The organism is Streptomyces fradiae ATCC 10745 = DSM 40063 (genome assembly GCF_008704425.1).
Classification (GTDB): domain Bacteria; phylum Actinomycetota; class Actinomycetes; order Streptomycetales; family Streptomycetaceae; genus Streptomyces; species Streptomyces fradiae.
The window spans coordinates 58301-74787 of the sequence record NZ_CP023696.1 but is presented as its reverse complement, the minus strand read 5'-3'; the positions used below and the strand labels follow the sequence as shown (position 1 = coordinate 74787).

At 75.0% G+C, this 16487-nt stretch carries 15 protein-coding genes; 5 read left to right on the top strand and 10 right to left on the bottom strand.

All coding sequences use genetic code 11. The features are described from left to right. Positions 1-124: 124 nt before the first annotated feature. Complete coding sequence (locus CP974_RS00330; RefSeq protein ID WP_085921559.1) at positions 125-601, top strand: ATP-binding protein; 477 nt, start codon at positions 125-127, stop codon at positions 599-601. A gap of 96 nt (positions 602-697) precedes the next feature. Here CP974_RS00330 and CP974_RS00325 read toward each other — a convergent pair whose 3' ends face one another. Both CP974_RS00325 and CP974_RS00320 read right to left on the bottom strand, forming a co-directional pair. After that, a complete protein-coding gene (locus tag CP974_RS00325) occupies positions 698-1453 on the bottom strand; it encodes a ZIP family metal transporter (RefSeq protein ID WP_069974986.1) in 756 nt (251 codons plus the stop codon). A 109-nt stretch (positions 1454-1562) separates the two neighbouring features. Further along, entirely contained in the window at positions 1563-1811 is a 249-nt protein-coding gene (locus CP974_RS00320) for a DUF5133 domain-containing protein (protein WP_069974985.1), read from the bottom strand. Positions 1812-2014: 203 nt separating this feature from the next. On the opposite strand from CP974_RS00320, the gene CP974_RS00315 reads away from it, so the two are divergent. Next, positions 2015-2386 carry a hypothetical protein gene (locus tag CP974_RS00315; protein ID WP_140160875.1) on the top strand — a complete coding sequence of 124 codons (372 nt, stop codon included), beginning with the start codon at positions 2015-2017 and terminating at the stop codon, positions 2384-2386. Positions 2387-2443: 57 nt separating this feature from the next. Here the strand turns inward: CP974_RS00315 and CP974_RS00310 are convergent, their stop codons facing one another. From CP974_RS00310 to CP974_RS00300, 3 genes are all read right to left on the bottom strand, one after another. Further along, positions 2444-2845, bottom strand: a complete 402-nt coding sequence (locus CP974_RS00310) for a hypothetical protein (RefSeq protein ID WP_069974983.1) — start codon at positions 2843-2845, stop codon at positions 2444-2446. 212 nt (positions 2846-3057) lie between these two features. Beyond that, positions 3058-3393, bottom strand: a complete 336-nt coding sequence (locus CP974_RS00305; protein ID WP_069974979.1) for a YnfA family protein — start codon at positions 3391-3393, stop codon at positions 3058-3060. A gap of 123 nt (positions 3394-3516) precedes the next feature. Then, entirely contained in the window at positions 3517-4485 is a 969-nt protein-coding gene (locus CP974_RS00300; RefSeq protein ID WP_223844424.1) for an aldo/keto reductase, read from the bottom strand. A gap of 324 nt (positions 4486-4809) precedes the next feature. On the opposite strand from CP974_RS00300, the gene CP974_RS00295 reads away from it, so the two are divergent. Next, positions 4810-5091 carry a metal-sensitive transcriptional regulator gene (locus tag CP974_RS00295; RefSeq protein WP_069974977.1) on the top strand — a complete coding sequence of 94 codons (282 nt, stop codon included), beginning with the start codon at positions 4810-4812 and terminating at the stop codon, positions 5089-5091. A gap of 243 nt (positions 5092-5334) precedes the next feature. On the opposite strand, the gene CP974_RS00290 is transcribed toward CP974_RS00295, so the two are convergent. The 4 genes from CP974_RS00290 to CP974_RS00275 all read right to left on the bottom strand — a co-directional run bounded on the left by CP974_RS00290 (position 5335) and on the right by CP974_RS00275 (position 9309). Beyond that, positions 5335-6084: a sulfite exporter TauE/SafE family protein gene (locus CP974_RS00290; RefSeq protein ID WP_085921561.1), complete on the bottom strand. Its 750-nt coding sequence runs from the start codon at positions 6082-6084 to the stop codon at positions 5335-5337. After that, positions 6081-6443, bottom strand: a complete 363-nt coding sequence (locus CP974_RS00285; protein WP_069974973.1) for a rhodanese-like domain-containing protein — start codon at positions 6441-6443, stop codon at positions 6081-6083. The genes CP974_RS00290 and CP974_RS00285 overlap by 4 nt, the downstream gene beginning before the upstream one ends. Positions 6444-6487: 44 nt before the next feature. After that, positions 6488-7864, bottom strand: a complete 1377-nt coding sequence (locus CP974_RS00280) for an MBL fold metallo-hydrolase (protein WP_069974971.1) — start codon at positions 7862-7864, stop codon at positions 6488-6490. A 404-nt stretch (positions 7865-8268) separates the two neighbouring features. Next, positions 8269-9309, bottom strand: coding sequence for a vWA domain-containing protein (locus CP974_RS00275; RefSeq protein WP_085921562.1), 1041 nt, complete (start codon positions 9307-9309; stop codon positions 8269-8271). 219 nt (positions 9310-9528) lie between these two features. On the opposite strand from CP974_RS00275, the gene CP974_RS00270 reads away from it, so the two are divergent. Then, positions 9529-10281 (top strand): VOC family protein, encoded by a 753-nt coding sequence (locus CP974_RS00270; protein WP_085921563.1) that lies wholly within the window; start codon positions 9529-9531, stop codon positions 10279-10281. A gap of 214 nt (positions 10282-10495) precedes the next feature. Here the strand turns inward: CP974_RS00270 and CP974_RS00265 are convergent, their stop codons facing one another. After that, positions 10496-12769, bottom strand: a complete 2274-nt coding sequence (locus CP974_RS00265) for a glycoside hydrolase family 44 protein (protein ID WP_085921564.1) — start codon at positions 12767-12769, stop codon at positions 10496-10498. A 564-nt stretch (positions 12770-13333) separates the two neighbouring features. Here CP974_RS00265 and CP974_RS00260 point away from each other — a divergent pair. Continuing rightward, entirely contained in the window at positions 13334-15916 is a 2583-nt protein-coding gene (locus CP974_RS00260) for a glycoside hydrolase family 9 protein (protein WP_085921572.1), read from the top strand. Positions 15917-16487: the final 571 nt, after the last annotated feature.

Here is a 16487-nt window from a genome sequence, read left to right as displayed (position 1 = left end):
GGTTACCCCCGCCGTCACGCCGTTACACAGGTGTGATGCAGCCGACAGGCGCTCAGGAGGAGTGAGCCGGGCGCTCACGGGTATGCGCGGGCAGTTGAACCCGGGTAAGTGGAGGCGAGTGGGGATGGAACCATCGCCCTTGGACGAGGACCGCACCGTGCCGAAGAGAGAGCGCGTCGAGACCACGGTGGCCCTGGACGGTGACGGCACGTGCATCGCACGGGCCCGTGACCTGGCGGCCGCCTTCCTCACCCGCGTCCAGGCGCAGGAGGGCCTGCCCGTCTCCGAGCGCGCCCTGCACATCACCCAGCTCGTGGTGAGCGAGCTGGTGACCAACGCCTGCAAGTACGCCCCGGGCCCGGTCCTCATGGACCTGCGGATCGTCGGCGACCTGGTCGAGGTGTCCGTCTGGGACTCCGACCCGGTGCTGCCCGTCGCCAAGGCCGCCGACGCGGGCCGGGTGGGGCAGCACGGGCTGGAGATCGTCATGGCCCTCGTGCAGGGCTTCGAGACCCAGAAGGAGCCGGTCGGCAAGCGCGTCATCGCCCGTGTGGCGCTCTTCGACGACGACCCACCGGCCGGTCCCCCCTCGGCGCGCTGACCGGGCAGGCACGCGAGGCCCGCCCGGCGCCCGGCGGCCCGTGCGTGCCCGCCGCCGGCGCCCGCCGCGGGCGACCCCGGCCGGTGCGCGCCCGGCTCAGGCGTGGGACAGGACGAACGACGTCAGGAACCCGCACACGGTGATCACCCCGATCGCGAGGTGCGCGTCCTCGAAGGCCTCCGGGATCATCGTGTCGGCGATCATCGCGAGGACGGCGCCCGCCGCGACCCCCGTCACCGCCGCGACCACCGTCGCCGGCATCGCGCCCAGCACCGCGAACCCCAGCAGCGCGGAGATCCCGCTCGTCGCCGCGATGGCCGCCCACAGGCCGAACACGAACCCGGCGCCGCGCCCCGCCCGCCGCATGCCCGCCGCACTCGACAGCCCCTCCGGCAGGTTGCTGAGGAAGACCGCCGCGACCGTCACCGAGCTCACCGCCCCGCCGTCGAGGAGGCTCACCCCGATCGCCGCCGACTCGGGCACCCCGTCCAGCAGGGCGCCGAGCGCGAGCGCCGCGCCCGAGCCCGCGACCTGCGTCTCCGACGGCTGGCCCCGCGGATGTCCGGACCGCTTGCGGTGCCGGGCGCCGTGCCGCGCCAGCAGCACGTTGCCACCGGTGTACGCCAGCGCCCCGGCCACCGTGCCGATCGCGGCGGCGGCCAGGCCGCCCTGCTCGTACGCCCGCTGCACCAGCTCGAAGGAGACGGCGGAGATCAGCACGCCCGAGCCGAACGCCATCACGGACGCGGTCAGCCACCGGGGCACCCGGACGGCGTACCCCACCGCCGCGCCGACGAGCAGCGCCGAACCGGCGAGCAGGCCCCAGCCGGCGGCCGCCAAAGAGTCGATCACGAAGGGCGTGTACCCGGATCGCGCCCGCGCGCATGCGAAGGCCCCGCCACCCGAGTCAGGGGAGGGGTGGCGGGGCCGGTCCTGGGGGCGACGGCCGCGGGGTCGGGCGTCAGGCCACGAGCTCGGCGCCACCGGGGGCCGGCCCGGTACCGGACGCCGTGTCGGCGGGCGCGGCCAGGAGCGCGTCGGCCTTCGCCAGCGCGTCCTCGACGCGCGTGGTGCCGGTGGCGACGCACAGCGTGTAGGTCACGTCCTCCAGGCGCTGTTCGAGCCCGCGCTCGCCGTGGCACTGGGCGATGCGCAGGTCGGCGTAGCGAGCGAGCAGGGAACGCAGGTAGCGGGGGTCGGGTGTGAGCACGGCGCAGCCCTTCGTCGGTCAGCCAGTGGCGTGCGCCTACCCGGTTCGCGATCAGGCATGCCTGTGAATCCGGCCGCACCCGCGGGGCGCGGCCCGGCCCCGCCCCGCCCCGTCCGGCGGCCCGGGAGCCGGAGCCGCCGGACGGGCGCACCACCGGGTGCCGGGCCCGTATGGGGGCGGCCGGCGACGGGTACGCGCACGGCATGCCTGAGTCAGCGGAGAACGTGGTCGCCGTGGTGGTCGAGGAAGCGATGGGTGTGCGCGAGGAGTTGGGTGAAGCGGTGGCGGAGGCCGTCGACGGGACGCGCGGCGGGGTGTCCGCCCTCGCGGCGGGAGGAGCGTGCGGGCTGCTGGCCGTGCTCACCGCGCACACGGCCCTGAGGGAGCGGCTCGCCCGCAGTTGGTCGCCGGAGCTCGCCGCGGGGGCGCTGGTCCTGACGTACGCGGGCGGCGCGACGGCGCTCGTCCGCTACGGGAGGACGAGGCTGCGCCGGGCCAGGGAGGCGTCGCGGGAGGTGGTGGAGGTGTCCCGCGACGCGGTGGCGCGCACGGCGGACGAACTCGCCCGCGGCTGAACGGCGAAGGACGCCTCCCGGCCCTGCCGGGAGGCGTCCTTCGCGCGGGGGCGGGGGTCAGCGCACCCAGACGTCGACGACCGGGGAGACGGCCCGCTTCCGGCTGTCGACCAGCCGCAGCTTGTTGTGCCCCTTCATGCCGAGCATGACGCGCATGTTGTACATGGAGCGGGAGTTGGTGTTCATCGAGGCGGGCAGGGTCTGCCACGCGCCGCCGTCGAGCTTCTGCTGGAGGGTGACCCGGCTGCCCGCGGGCACGCTCCCGGCGGTGCCGCGGATGCGGAACTGCTCCCAGGCGCGCACGTTCTTCATGGAGGCCTTGGCCGTGGAGGCGGCGGGGGCGGAGGCGGCCGGCTTGTGCGCGGCCGGCGAGGGGGAGGCGACGGCGACCGCCGCACCCACCGAGCCGGCGACCACGGCGGCGATTCCGGCACCCCAAATACGTACGGACTGGCGCATGCTCTGTCTCCCGGGTGAGGAAGGGGGGAAGGCTTCACCGGAAACGTAAGCGCACCACCGGATAACCGGACAATCCGACACGAAGCGATTTCTGACGAGCACCCATCCAGCCGTGCCCGCCCCCACCCCGGCCCCACCCCGGCACACCCCGCCGGACCCGAGACGACCGCGGGGCAGGCTTCCTGACGGAGCCTCGGCTCGGACGGGACAGGTCAGTGGCCGCGCGGCGCGTACATGATCACAGCCATCCCGGCGAGGCACACCAGGGCGCCGATCACGTCGTAGCGGTCGGGCCGGTAGCCGTCGGCGACCATGCCCCAGGCGATGGAGCCCGCCACGAAGACCCCGCCGTACGCGGCGAGGACCCGTCCGAAGTTCTCGTCGGACTGGAAGGTGGCCACCAGCCCGTACAGCCCCAGCGCGACGGCCCCGGCGCCCACCCAGACCCACCCCCGGTGCTCCCGGACGCCCTGCCACACCAGCCAGGCACCGCCGATCTCGAACAGGGCGGCGACGAGGAACAGGGCTGCGGAACGCGCGACGGTCACGGTCGCCGACCTTACCGGCGCCTCCGCCCCCGCCGGACGTCCGGGGGCGTCCCGGCGGGACCGCCCCCGCCCGCGCGGCGCGGCGACCGGAGGGGCCGCGGCCCGGGGCCCTGCCCGGCGGGTCTACGGCAGTGCGGCGCCGCGCGCGGTGATCCAGAGCGTGTACCACTCCTCGTGGGTGAGGTCGGGTTCGCGGCGGGCGGCGTCGGCGCAGGCGCGGATGCGCTCCGGCCGCGCGCTGCCCACGACAGGGGCGATACGGGCCGGGTGCCTGCGCAGCCACCACAGCAGGATCGTCTCGGGCGTGGTGCCCTTGGCCCGCGCCAGCGAGGCGGCGAGCCGGGCCGTCGCCTGCTCGGCGGGCGTCTGCTGGAGACCGGTGTAGCGGCCCCGCGCGAGCGCGCCCCAGGCCTGCAGCCGGATGCCGTGCGCCCGGCAGTGCTCCAGCGTCCCGTGCGGGAAACCGACGGACGCGGCGTGCGCCGTGTTCACCAGCACGCCCGACTCCAGCCAGTCCCTGCTGTGCAGGCTCATCTCCAACTGGTTGGCGACCAGGGGCACGTCGAGGTGCGCCTGCACCGCGGCGATCTGGGCGGCGCTCATGTTGGACACCCCGAACCGGCGCACCAGCTTCTGACGGTGCAGGGACATCAGGGCGCCGCCCACCTCCTCGGGATCGGCCAGCGGGTCCGGGCGGTGCAGCAGCAGGACGTCGACGACGTCGGTGCGCAGACGGGCCAGGCTCTCCTCCACGCGCCGTACGATCGTCTCGCCCCGCAGGTCGTACATGCCCGGACGGTCGCCGTCCCCCAGGCGGATCCCGCACTTGGTCTGCACCACGATCCGCTCGCGCAGGCCGGGCGCGCGGGCGAGGACCTCGCCGAACACCGCCTCCGACTTGCCGTGCCGGTAGATGTCGGCGTGGTCGAACACCGTGATGCCGCTGTCCAGCGCCGCCGACACCGCGGCCTCGGCCGCCGCGATGTCCGCCGCGCCGTACGCCGTGGTGTCCCAGCTCCCGCCGAGCCCCATGCATCCGTACAGCAGCCGTTCGCCGCCCGCCCTCGGGTCCGTCTCCGCGTTCGTCGTCACGGTGCTCAGCTTTCCACGGGGGGCGCGTCCCGCCCCGACCGCCCTGCCGCGCGGGGCGGTCGGCCGGCCCCCGCCGGGCACCTTCCCGGGAGCGGGCGGGCCTTGACCGGATAGGGTCGACGGGGTTGCCGAGGGGAACGGGCGGGTGGCCGGAGGCGGGGGCGCCGGGGTGTGCGCGCCCGGGTGGTGGTCCCGCCGCACGGGTGGACGCGGTCCCGGCCGGCGCGGGTGAGCTGCGGAGGGCCGAGGGGGACTATCCCCGGGCCCTCGCGGGTTACCCCCTCGGCAGCGTGCCGGCGGGGGTGTCTCGAAGGAGTGTGGACTGTGGAACTGGCGATGGCGGCCGAGGAACTGAAGGCGGTGGTCAACCGGTTGCGCCGGGCGCAGGGCCAGATCGCCGGAGTGATCCGGATGATCGAGGAGGGGCGGGACTGCGAGGACGTGGTCACGCAGCTCGCGGCGGCCTCCCGCGCCCTCGACAAGGCCGGGTTCGCGATCATCGCCACCGGCCTCCAGCACTGCCTGACGGACGCGGACCTGGCGGCCTCGGGAGACCGGGAGCAGATGCGCGCCCGGCTGGAGAAGCTGTTCCTCTCGCTGGCCTGAACGACCCGCCGCCTCGGGCCCCGAGGGCTCATGAGGCCCTCGGGGCGCGGAGCCCCGAGCCGCCCTCGGGGCGGGCGGCGGCCGGGGCCCGGAGCGCTCGCGGGGCCCGGAGTACTCCGGGGAACGGCGCCGGTCACCCGGAGCACTCCGAAACCCGGCAGCGCGAGGCCCGGCAGGCCGGGGCCCGGTGGTTCCGGGGGGCGGTGGGTCCGAAGCCCCGGCCGCCCACGGACCGCCGCCCGGTCAGAGGAGGGCGTCCGCCAGCATGAACGCGGCGACCGCCAGCAGGGCGAACGCGAAGACCCGCCGCAGCGCGGCCCCGCTCACCCGGTCGGCCAGCCGCCTGCCGTCGCGGGCGCCCAGGACCGCCGCGGCGACGAACGGGCCGACCACCGCCCATTCGACGCCGGTCGTGGCGGCGCCCCGCACGGCGAGCGCCGCCACGGAGTTCGCCGAGATGACCAGCAGGCTGGTGCCGACGGCGGCCCGCATCTCCAGGGAGACCACCGTCACGAGCGCGGGCACGGCGAGGAAGCCGCCACCCACGCCCAGCAGCCCCGTGAGGGCGCCGAGCCCCGCGCCGGCCCCTGCCGCCCGCGCCGGCCGTACGGCCGCCGTCCGCTCGCCTTCCGCACGGGCGGGGCGCAGCATGCCCGCCGCGGCGACCCCGGCGACGACGGCGAACGCGGCGGTGAGCACCGGCTGGGGCAGCCGTGAGGCGGCGGCCCCGGCAGCGGCGGCGGGCAGCAGCCCGGCCGCCGCGAACAGGGCGCCCGCCTTCCACCGCACGTTCCCGGCGCGGGCGTGGCCGTACAGGGCGGTCAGCGAGGTCACCGTGACGATGACGAGGCTCGCGGTGGTCGCGTCGACCGGATCGAAGCCCAGCAGGTAGATCAGCGCGGGCACGGCCAGGACGCTTCCGCCCCCGCCGAGCGCGCCCAGCGCGAGCCCGACGACCGCCCCGGCCGCCAGTGCCAGGATCAGTGTGCTCAACGGACGACACCGCTGCCGCCGCGCCCCCCGGCGACCGGCAGGCCCTCGCGCGCCCAGGCGATCATGCCGCCCTCGACGTCCGTGGCCTCGAGGCCGCGCGCGGCGAGGAGGCGGGCGGCCGTACGCGACCGGTTGCCGGAGCGGCAGATCGCCACCACCGGCCGGCCCCGCGCGGCCTCGGGCAGCGCGGCCCCCTCCTGGAGGCGGCTCAGCGGCAGGTGCAGCGCGCCGGGCGCGTGCCCGGCCGCCCACTCCGCCGCCTCGCGGACGTCGAGCAGCACGGACCGCCCTTCACCGGCCTGTTCGTGGGCCTGGCGAGGCGTGAGGCGGCCGGATCCGCGGCGGAAGAGCGTGAACATCGTGGATCATCACTTTCGGGGTGTCGGGGATGGCGACCGGATCGTCAGCGGGCGTCCGCGGGCCGGCGCAGGCGCAGGCCCGCGTCGGCGGCGGCGCCGAAACCGTCGTCGACGGCGACCACGTCCCGCCCCGCGGCGTCGAGCAGGGAGGCGGCGATCGCGGCCCGCGCCCCGCCGGCGCAGTGCACCCACACCACCCCGTCCGGCACCTCACCGGTGCGCCGGGGCAGTTCGTGGACCGGTATGTGGACCGAGCCGTCGACGAAGCCGTCCGCCTCGCGCTCGCGGTCGCGCCGGACGTCCAGCACGACGACGCCGCCGCGCTCCCGCGCGCCGGCGAGGTCGGCGAAACGGGCGCGGGGGAAGGAGGCGAGCCGCTCGCCCTCCCGCACCCAGGCGGCCGGATCGCCCGTGGCGGCGGCGGCCGGACGGTCGATGCCGACCCGTGCCAGCTCCCGCTGCGCGTCGGCGACCTGCCCGGAGGTCTCTGCCAGCAGCGTCACGGGCTTGCCCCAGGGGACCAGCCAGGCCAGGTACGTGGCCAGCTTCTCCTCGCCCTCGAAGTTGAACGCCCCGGCCACATGGCCCTCGGCGAAGGCGACCCGGTTGCGCAGGTCCACCACCCACTCCCCGGCGGCCAGCCGGGCGGCGATCTCCTCGGCGTCGGCGGGCCGCGGCGGGGTGAGGTCGACGGGCGCAGGTCCGGCGGCGTTCGCGGGGCCCATGTGCGCGTAGTAGGCGGGGACGTCGTCCAGTCCGGCGAGCAGATCGGCGACGAAGGCGTCCACGTCCCGGGTGAGCGCGTCGTTGTGCCGGCGCTCCCTGCCGATCGTCGTCGCGTCCCCCTCGGACTGCGCCGAGGAGCAGAAGCTGCCGAACCCGTGCGTGGGGTGCACCGGGACGTCGTCGTCCAGCTCGTCGGCGAGGCGGTGGGCGGAGGCGTGCTGGGCGCGCGCCAGCCGCTCGGTCAGCCGCGGCTCCACCAGGTCGGGCCGGCCCACGGTGCCGATCAGCAGCGACCCGCCGGTGAACGCCGCGCCCGCACGGCCGCCGTCCTCCAGGACGTACGAGGTGTGGTGCGGGGTGTGACCGGGGGTGGCGATCGCCCGCAGCACCAGGCCCTCGTCCACGGGGAAGGTGTCGCCGTCGGCGACCGGGACGCGGGCGTACGCGACCGTGGCCGCGGCCGGCACCAGGTAGCGGGCCCCGGTCAGGCGGGCGAGCTCCAGACCGCCGGTGATGTAGTCGTTGTGCACATGGGTCTCGGCCACGAGGGCGATGCGCACCCCGCGCCGGGCCGCCGCTGCGATGACCCGGTCGACGTCGCGGGGAGGGTCCACCACCACCGCGCCCCCGGCCCCACCGGCCAGATAGCTGCGGTTGCCGAGGCCTTCCAGCTCCAGTGTGTCGACGAAGAACACGACCGTACTCCTCGAGAAAGCGATGTACCCCCTGGGGTATTTCCCGCCAGCGTAACAGGAGTACCCAAGGGGGTATTCCTGCGGGTCGCGCCACCCGGCGCGGCCCGCAACCGGCGGCCCGCGGTCCGCTCCGGCACCCGCGCCGGGCTCCGCCCGTACGGTGAGCCCTGCCGGGGCGCCCCTTGGCGGGTGCCCGTACGGCACGGATGCAACCGGGAAAGCCCCCACCGGCCCGTGCCCCGGGTGGCGCGATCGTGGACACCGCCCGCCCGGCCAGGCGGCCCCACCGCGCACCGGGGCACCACGTCGACGCACCGCCCACCCGCCGCGAGGCCGCCGGAGGCCCGCAGGTGCGCCCCCGGCTCCCGTGGAGAGCACGGCCCGCCGGCACCCGCGCCGCGCCTTCAGCTCATCAGCAGCAGCCGCGTACCGGTCACGAGCTTCCGGTTCACACTGGTGCTCTGCACGAAGATCGTGAAGTCGTCGTTGTGGTCCGGCTTGACGCGGACCTCCACGTCCGGAAGGCCCAGCAGCGCACGTGCCTCGGGTCCCGCGTACACCCGGTCCGTCTTCTTCTTCAGCACCGCTATCCGCTTGCGCGCCTGCACCTTCTCCGACTTGCTCAGCTGGTAGAACGCGCCGCCCGTCCGGTAGGTCCGCCCGCACTCGACGACCCACTCCCGGATCGCCGCGTCCCGCGTCACCGGAAGCAGCTCGTACGCGGAGGGGTCCACCGGAGTGAGACCGGCCGCCGCGATGGTGTCCTTGTTGACCGCGTCCGCACCGGTGGAGAACACCGCACGCGACCCCCGGATGCCCTTGGCGCGCCCCACCATGAACTTCTCCGTGGCCAGCTGGATGACCTGCCCGGCCTCCTCCAGCCCCTGGGTGCTCGTGGCGTCCCAGACGGCGATGTTGTCCTTCGGGAAGCCGCACTGCATGGCCTCGCGCTTGCCCATCTGGTCCGGCACCAGGACGGCCAGCGTCCAGTTGTCCTGCTGAGTGGCGATCAACCCCGCCACGGCGCCCACCAGCTCGCGCGGGTCCCTGCTCGGCGCGCCGGGGGCGCGGTGGCTCGCGTTCTCCTGGCCGTCGGTCAGGACGAACGTCAGGAAGCTGTGGTCACCGTAGAGCTGGGCCGTCTGCGCCAGCTCGGCTTGCGACTTCAGCGTCGCCGCCAGCAGCGCCGTCATCCCTCCGACCCGGTACAACTGCTTCAGCGACGGCATCCGCAGCACGTCCTTGTCGTAGATGACGCACTCCACCTTGTCGGCGAAGACGTAGACCGTGACACGCGTCTCCTGGTCGAGCTCCTGCGACCGGCGCGCCAGGTAGGCGATCTGCTGGTCCGCCACGTCGACGACCTTGCGGCTCAGGTGCGACATGGACGAGCTGGCGTCCAGCACGAGAGCGACGTGGTTGATGTAGTTCTGGCTTCCGGACACGACTGTGGTCCCCCCTCGTTGTTCCGACCCGTTGTCCCGAGCGGATGCCTCCACCGTGCCACCCGCCACTGACAATCGGCCCCGGCGCCGACCCGCGGCGGGCGGGCGGCCCCGTAGGACGGCGGTGCCCCCCGTACGACCGCGGTGCGCCCCGTGTACGACCGCGGTGGACGGGCCGCCTCGTGCGCCGGCGAAGGAGCGGCTGCGTAGGATCGCGGCATGGCACTGCGACCGGTTCAGGTGAACATCAAGGCGGTCGACGCCCCGGCGGTCGGCGACTTCTGGGCGGAGGCGCTCGGCTGGCGCTCCCACCGCCCCGGTACGACGGTCTACGTGGGCCCCGGCGACACCATGGTGTGGCCGGACCCGGTCGCCGTCGGGATCGACGTCGTGCCCGTCCCGGAACCCAAGACGGCGGCGAAGAACCGGATGCACCTCGACCTGGCCACGACCTCCCCGTCCCACCAGGCGGAGCTGACCGCACGCCTGCGGGCGCGCGGGGCGACGCCCGTCCGGATCGGCCAGGGCGACGTCCCGTGGACGGTCCTGGCCGACCCGGAGGGCAACGAGTTCTGCGTGCTGGAGCCCAGGGACGTCTACCGGGACACCGGGCCCGTCGCCGCCCTGGTGGTCGACTGCCTCGATCCGCGGGCCATGGCGCGCTTCTGGGCCTCGGCGCTGGACTGGACCCCGCACCGGGTGACGGACGACCTCGCGGTGCTGCGTTCGGCCGAGGGCACCGGCCCGTACCTGGAGTTCCTGCGGTCACCCGGCGCGAAGACCGTGCCGGACCGCGTGCACCTGGACCTGATGCCGCGCCCGGGCGCCGACGGGGCCGCGGAGGTGACCCGGCTGCGGACGCTCGGCGCCACCGACCTGGACCTCGGCCAGGGCGACGTCCCGTGGACCGTCCTCGCCGACCCGGAGGGCCACGAGTTCTGCGTCCTCGCCCCGCCCGGCGCGGCGCACTGACGGCGCCCGGGAGCCGGCCGGAAGCACGGACCACGGTGCGGAGCGGCGGGTGGGACGTAAGCCGCTCCGGCCGCCGCAGACCTGCTGCGCGCGATGGACGGCACCCCGCCGTTCCCGATGCCGTGACCGGCCACTGCGGATCGCCCCGGGCCCACGTTCGGACCCGGGGCCGCCGGTGGCCGCTTCGGCCCGGTGCCGCGCGGTGTCCCTCAGGTCAGGTGCCGCAGGGCTGACCGTTGAGGGCGAAGGCGGTGGGTGCGGGGCCCTCCGCGGCGCGGCCGCCGGTGAAGCCGATGGTGGTGGAGGCGCCCGGCGCGAGCCGCGCGTTCCACCCCAGGTCCCGCGCGGTGACGGTGGTGCCCTGCTGGCTCCACTGGGCGGACCAGCCCTGGTCGACGCGTTGCCCGTCCGTGAAGTCCCAGGTCAGACGCCAGCCGTCGACCGGCTTGCCCCCGGTGTTGGTGATCTTGACGTCGGCGGTGAACCCGCCGGGCCAGTGGTCGGCCACGGTGTAGCCGATCCTGCACCGCCGGTCGGTGCCGGCCGCCGTGCGCACGGTGACGCCGGGCGAGGCCGGTGAGACGTTGCCGGCGGCGTCACGGGCCCTGACGGCGAAGGTGTACGCGGTGTCCGCCTTCAGCGAGGTGACGGTGTGGGAGGTCGTCCCGGTCTCGGCGACCTTGACGGGACCCGCGCCGTCGAGCCGGTACACGTCGTAGCCGGTGACGCCGGTGTCGTCCGTGGACGCCGGCCAGGAGAGGGCGACGCGGTCGGCCGCGACGTCCGACGCGGTGGGTTCGCCCGGTGCGGTGGGCGCCTCGGTGTCCGCGCCGCCTCCGGCCGGGGGCAGGACGAGGTGGGTGATGGAGGCGGCGGGGAAGCCGGTCGTGAACGCGCCGGCCGTGACGGCCTGGTCGGCCTCGCGGACGATGCCGTCGAGGTGCCGGGCGCTGTAGCGGTGGACCTCGGCCGTGCCGGTGCCGGCGCCCCTGATCTCGACGGGGCTGGTGAGGTCGGTGCCGCTCTTGTTGACCACCACCACGGTCAGGGCGCCGTCGGAGGCGCGGCGGGCCGCGTACACGGCGAGCCGGTCCTGGTCCTCGCTGACCGCGGGGAGTGAGGTCTCCCCGAACGCGCCGCCCTCGCCGTCGTAGTCGCGGTAGACGCGGAAGGCGTGCGCCACCGGTTCGTCGCTTTCCGGCGCGGTCCACAGCGAGGCCAGGTCCATGCGCTCCCGGCCGAAGATGCCCAGGACGTCGGCCTGCGCCAGGGCGCCGTTGATGTGTCCGTGGGCACCCCAGCTGTACTCGGTCATGGCGAGCTTGGTGCCGGGGTAGTGGTCGTCGACCAGCTCGCGCATCCGGGGGATCATCCGGACCGGGCGGTTGATCCAGCTCTCGTCGACGTACGTCGGGTCCCACAGCTGCCGCGTGGAGCGCAGCCTTCGTTCCTGCGTGGCGGCGTCGCCCGCCTCCTCGTCGTGCACTCCCGCCTGCTGTGGGTACAGGTGGATGTCGAAGTAGTCCAGGATCCGGGTGCCGTGCTCCCTCTCGTAGGCGCGCATCTGGTCCAGGTACCACGGGCCCAGGTCCTGGCCGCCGTGGGCCGCCCGGTCGGGTGGGTTGCTCCAGCAGCCCGTCCGGCCGCACACGTCCTGGTCGAGTCCCGAGTAGAGCACCGAGTTCAGTCCCCAGCCGACCGGCCCCAGGGTCTCGGCGCCGGGATCGGCGGCCTTGACGGCCGCCGCGTACCGGTAGGTGAGGTCGCGCAGCTCGTCGTACCCCACCCCTTCGCGGCGGACGTCGCGGTGCGTGGAGTGCCACAGGTCCGGCTCGTTGTCCAGGTTGTAGAACCGCACCCCTCCGTCGGCCGCGCCGCCGTAGCGGCTCTTGAGGTGGTCGATCCAGTCGGTCACGTACTGCGGCCCCACCTCGACGCTGGTGTCGGCGGGGTCGTTGCCGGTGATGGGGGTGCCGTCCGGCCTCCTGCCGTTGCCGCAGTCCGGCGCCCAGGGGTCGGCGGACTGCTGCGGCCCGTACTTGCCCACGCTGAAGGCGCACGCCCTGGACCGGTCCTTGGCGACCCGGCCGAGCAGGGGCACGGTCAGGATCGTCTCGGTGCCGGTCGCCCGGTTCCGCTCGACGAAGCGGTCCGTCTCCGAGCCGTTCGGCAGGCTGCCGGGGTCGGGGTTGTCGTTGGGGATGTTCTCGAAGTACCAGTCCGAGGCGCGGTTGGTGGTGTCGGCGCGGAAGTTGTAGCGGGTGGTGTGGTTGCCGCCCCAGCGGTGGAGCGGCAGGCGAAGGTCCGCCGCCAGGCCCTGGTCGGCGAAGTTCATGCCGTAGACGTACGGGCTGATGGGATGCCCGGCCGCGGTGGCGTCGACGGTCAGGGCCGGCCCGACCGCGGAGGCCGCGGTCACGGGCGGGGAGACGCCGGACGCGATGATGCCGGCCAACGCGACCGGGGCAAGAGCGGTTGCGAGACGCATGGGGGGTGTCCTCTCGAAGGCCCTCACCGGCTTGGGAGCGCTCCCACTGCCGAAGGTCCATCGAACTGTCGTGGCTCGGACACACGCTGTCAAGGGGCTCCGCGAGCGTCCGCGGTCGCGCGGGGAGGGCCGCCGCGCGCCGCCCCTCGCCGCCCCGGCCCGGTCCTCCCCACCCCGACGTGCTCCCGTGAAGCCGGCCCGCAGGCTCCGCGCCGACCCGCCGGCCCCGTGTCGACCCGCAGGGCCCCGTGCCGCCCCCCCGGTGCGCCCGGACCCGCCCCTCCGTACGCGGGCCCGACCGGTCGAGGTCCGCTCCGCATCTCTGCCTCGCCCCCGATCGGCACCGTGCGCCTGACCGAATCCCGCCCCCGCTCCCGGGCGGCAGCGCCGATCCCCGCCCCGAGGGGTTGACATGCCCCTTACGGAAACACACAGTTCGAGGGTCCCCAGGCGTGGGAGCGCTCCCGTGCCTGTCCGTAACCGAGTGAGGACCCAGGCGTGAGACACCTCCCCCACACACCACCCCCCGCCCGCCGCAGAAGCCGCCTCGTGGGCACCGCGGTCATGGGCGCCCTGATCGCCGGCCTGGTCGCGGCCCCGTCCGGCGCCGCCGAGCCCCCGGACGCCCGCGCCGCCGAAGGACCCGAGCAGATCGTCAACGGAGACTTCTCCGCCGGCACCGCCCCCTGGTGGTGGACCGCCAACAGCCCGGCCGCCGTCACCGACGGCGAACTGTGCGCCGACATCCCCGCGGGCACCTCCGACCCGTGGGACGCCATCATCGGGCAGGACGGCGTCGACCTGCTGGCCGGAGAGGGCTACGAGCTGAGCTTCACCGCGCACGCCAGCGTCCCCGTCGCGATCCGCACCAGCGTCCAGATGGCCGTCGAGCCCTACACGTCCGAGCACCTCTCCACCGACCGGATCACCACCGAGCCGCAGACCTTCACCCACACCTTCACCGCGAAGGCCGACAACGACGCCGCCCAGCTCGGCTTCCAGGCGGGCGGCCACGACCGGGCCTACACCCTCTGCCTGGACGACGTCTCGCTCACCGGCGGCACCGAGGCGCCGCCCCACCAGCCGGACACCGGCTCACCGGTCCGCGTCAACCAGGTCGGCTACCTGACCGAGGGCCCCAAGGGCGGCACCTTCGTCACCGAGGCGACGCAGCCGCTGCCCTGGACCCTGAACGCCCCCGACGGCAGCCCGGCGGCCACCGGTACCACCAAGGTGTTCGGCCAGGATCCGACCTCGCGCCAGCACGTGCACACCTTCGACTTCAGCAGGGTCACCAGGACCGGCGAGGGCTACACCGTCACCATCGCCGGCAAGACCAGCGAGCCGTTCGCCATCGGCGACGACCTGTACGCCCGCCTGCGCACCGACGCGCTCGCGTACTTCTACCACAACCGCAGCGGCATCGAGATCGACGCCGGCCTGGTCGGCGAGAAGTACGCCCGGCCCGCCGGCCACCTCGGCAAGGCGCCCAACCAGGGCGACGGCGACGTGCCCTGCCAGCCCGGCGTCTGCGACTACAGGCTGGACGTGCGCGGCGGCTGGTACGACGCCGGCGACCACGGCAAGTACGTGGTCAACGGCGGTATCTCGGTCGCCCAGGTGATGGCCACCTACGAGCGCACCCTGACCGCCGGGAACGCCGACGGCGCGCCGCTGGGCGACGGACGGCTGCGGGTGCCCGAGCGGGGCAACGGCACCCCGGACATCCTGGACGAGGCCGCCTGGCAGCTCGACTTCCTGATGAAGATGCAGGTCCCCGCGGGCAAGACGCTGGCCGGCATGGTCCACCACAAGATCCACGACGCCGAGTGGACCGGACTGCCGTTGCTGCCGCACCAGGACCCGATGAAGCGGGAGCTCCACCCGCCGTCCACCGCGGCCACCCTCAACCTGGCCGCGACCGGCGCCCAGTGCGCGCGGCTGTTCCGGCCGTACGACGCGGCCTTCGCCGACCGCTGCCTGACGGCGGCCACCACCGCCTGGCGGGCCGCCCTGGCCCACCCGGCGGTCTACGCCCGCGCCGACGACAACGTCGGCGGCGGCGCCTACGAGGACGCCGACGTCACCGACGAGTTCTACTGGGCCGCGGCCGAGCTGTTCGTCACCACCGGCCAGGACGACTACCGCAGGCACCTGCTCGACTCGCCGCTGCACGGCGACGCCGGCAAGGTCTTCCCGCGCGGCGGCGTGTGGTGGGGCGGCACGGCCGGCCTGGGAGCGCTGTCCCTGGCCACCGTGGACAACGGCCTGACCGACGCCCAGCTGGCCCAGGTGCGCACCATGGTCACCACGGGCGCCGACCGCTACGCCGAGGACGCCCGCACCGCCGCCTACGGCGTGCCCTACGCCCCGGAGGACAACCACTACGTGTGGGGCTCCAACAGCGGAGTGCTCAACAACATGGTGGTGCTCGGCGTCGCCCACGACCTGACCGGGAACACGAAGTACCGGGACGCGCTGCTGGGCGGCCTGGACTACCTGCTGGGCCGCAACCCGCTCAACCAGTCGTACGTCACCGGCTACGGCGAGCGCGACTCGCGCAACCAGCACCACCGGCACTGGGCCCACCAGCTCGACCCGAGCCTGCCCAACCCGGCACCGGGCTCGGTCGCGGGCGGCCCCAACGCGGACATCCAGGACCCGGTCGCCCAGGACAAGCTGAAGGGCTGCGCCCCGGCGATGTGCTACATCGACGACATCGGCTCCTGGGCCACCAACGAGATCACCATCAACTGGAACGCCCCGCTCGCCTGGGTCGCCTCCTTCGTGGACGACCTCGGCGGCTCCGGCACCACGGACCCCGACCCGGCCGCGTGCAGGGTCGGCTACGCCTCCGACCGCTGGAACGGCGGCTTCACCAGCCGTGTGACGGTCACCAACACCGGCACCGAGGCGATCAGTCCGTGGAAGCTGACCTGGGCGTTCGCCGACGACCAGCGGGTCACCGACCACTGGGGCAGCCGGATCACCCAGACCGGTCGGGAGGTCACCGCGCACCCGGCCTCGTGGAACGGCACCATACCGCCGGGAGGCTCGGTGGCCTTCGGCTTCAACGGCACCTCCGGCGGAGGGGCGGCCGACCCCACCGCCTTCGCACTCAACGGCGCCCCCTGCACCGGCGGCTGACCCCGCGCCCCGCGCCCCGCGCCCCGTGCCGGGGGACGGGGCGCCCCACGGCCGGAGGCCGCCGCCACACCCGCGACGGCCTCCGGCCTCACCCCTCGCCGCAGGCGTGACCACCGCCCGCCGAGCCGAACGGCGACACCCGCTCCGGACACGGGCGCGGCCCGCCCGGCGACGGCACCGCGTGCGCGGGAGCCCCGCGGGCGGGCGCCAGGACGAGCCCCACCGCAGGCGAAGGCCGCATCAGCCCCGGACGCGACGCCCCGGCTGCGGCAGACCGGCCGGCGAGGGCCGCGTGCCCGGGCGCCGGTGCGGCGCAGGCCCTCGGGGCGGGTCAGAAGACGCCGTTCAGGCTCCACCGGGTGGCGCTGGTCTTCTCCGCCGCCGCCACAGCTCCCGTGGAGAGCCCCCGGCACCGGAACGGCCAGCGGCCGTCCGTCGCCAGCAGGTCGGGCGGCCGTCGGCCGACCGGTCGCCGTTGGCGACGAGGGAGTCCATGGCGTTCCAACCGCCCCCTCCCACCAGCGCACGGGGCCCGAGGGACCCGTGCCCGCCCGGGCAGAGCCGCAGCCTG

Excerpts from the sequence above, each read along its gene's own strand:
- CP974_RS00330 (WP_085921559.1), top strand. The coding sequence starts at position 125 with ATGGAACCATCGCCCTTGGACGAGGACCGCACCGTGCCGAAGAGAGAG.
- CP974_RS00315 (WP_140160875.1), top strand. The coding sequence starts at position 2,015 with ATGCCTGAGTCAGCGGAGAACGTGGTCGCCGTGGTGGTCGAGGAAGCG.
- CP974_RS00310 (WP_069974983.1), bottom strand. The coding sequence starts at position 2,845 with ATGCGCCAGTCCGTACGTATTTGGGGTGCCGGAATCGCCGCCGTGGTC.
- CP974_RS00285 (WP_069974973.1), bottom strand. The coding sequence starts at position 6,443 with ATGTTCACGCTCTTCCGCCGCGGATCCGGCCGCCTCACGCCTCGCCAG.
- CP974_RS00270 (WP_085921563.1), top strand. The coding sequence starts at position 9,529 with ATGGCACTGCGACCGGTTCAGGTGAACATCAAGGCGGTCGACGCCCCG.
- CP974_RS00265 (WP_085921564.1), bottom strand. The coding sequence starts at position 12,769 with ATGCGTCTCGCAACCGCTCTTGCCCCGGTCGCGTTGGCCGGCATCATC.
- CP974_RS00260 (WP_085921572.1), top strand. The coding sequence starts at position 13,334 with ATGGGCGCCCTGATCGCCGGCCTGGTCGCGGCCCCGTCCGGCGCCGCC.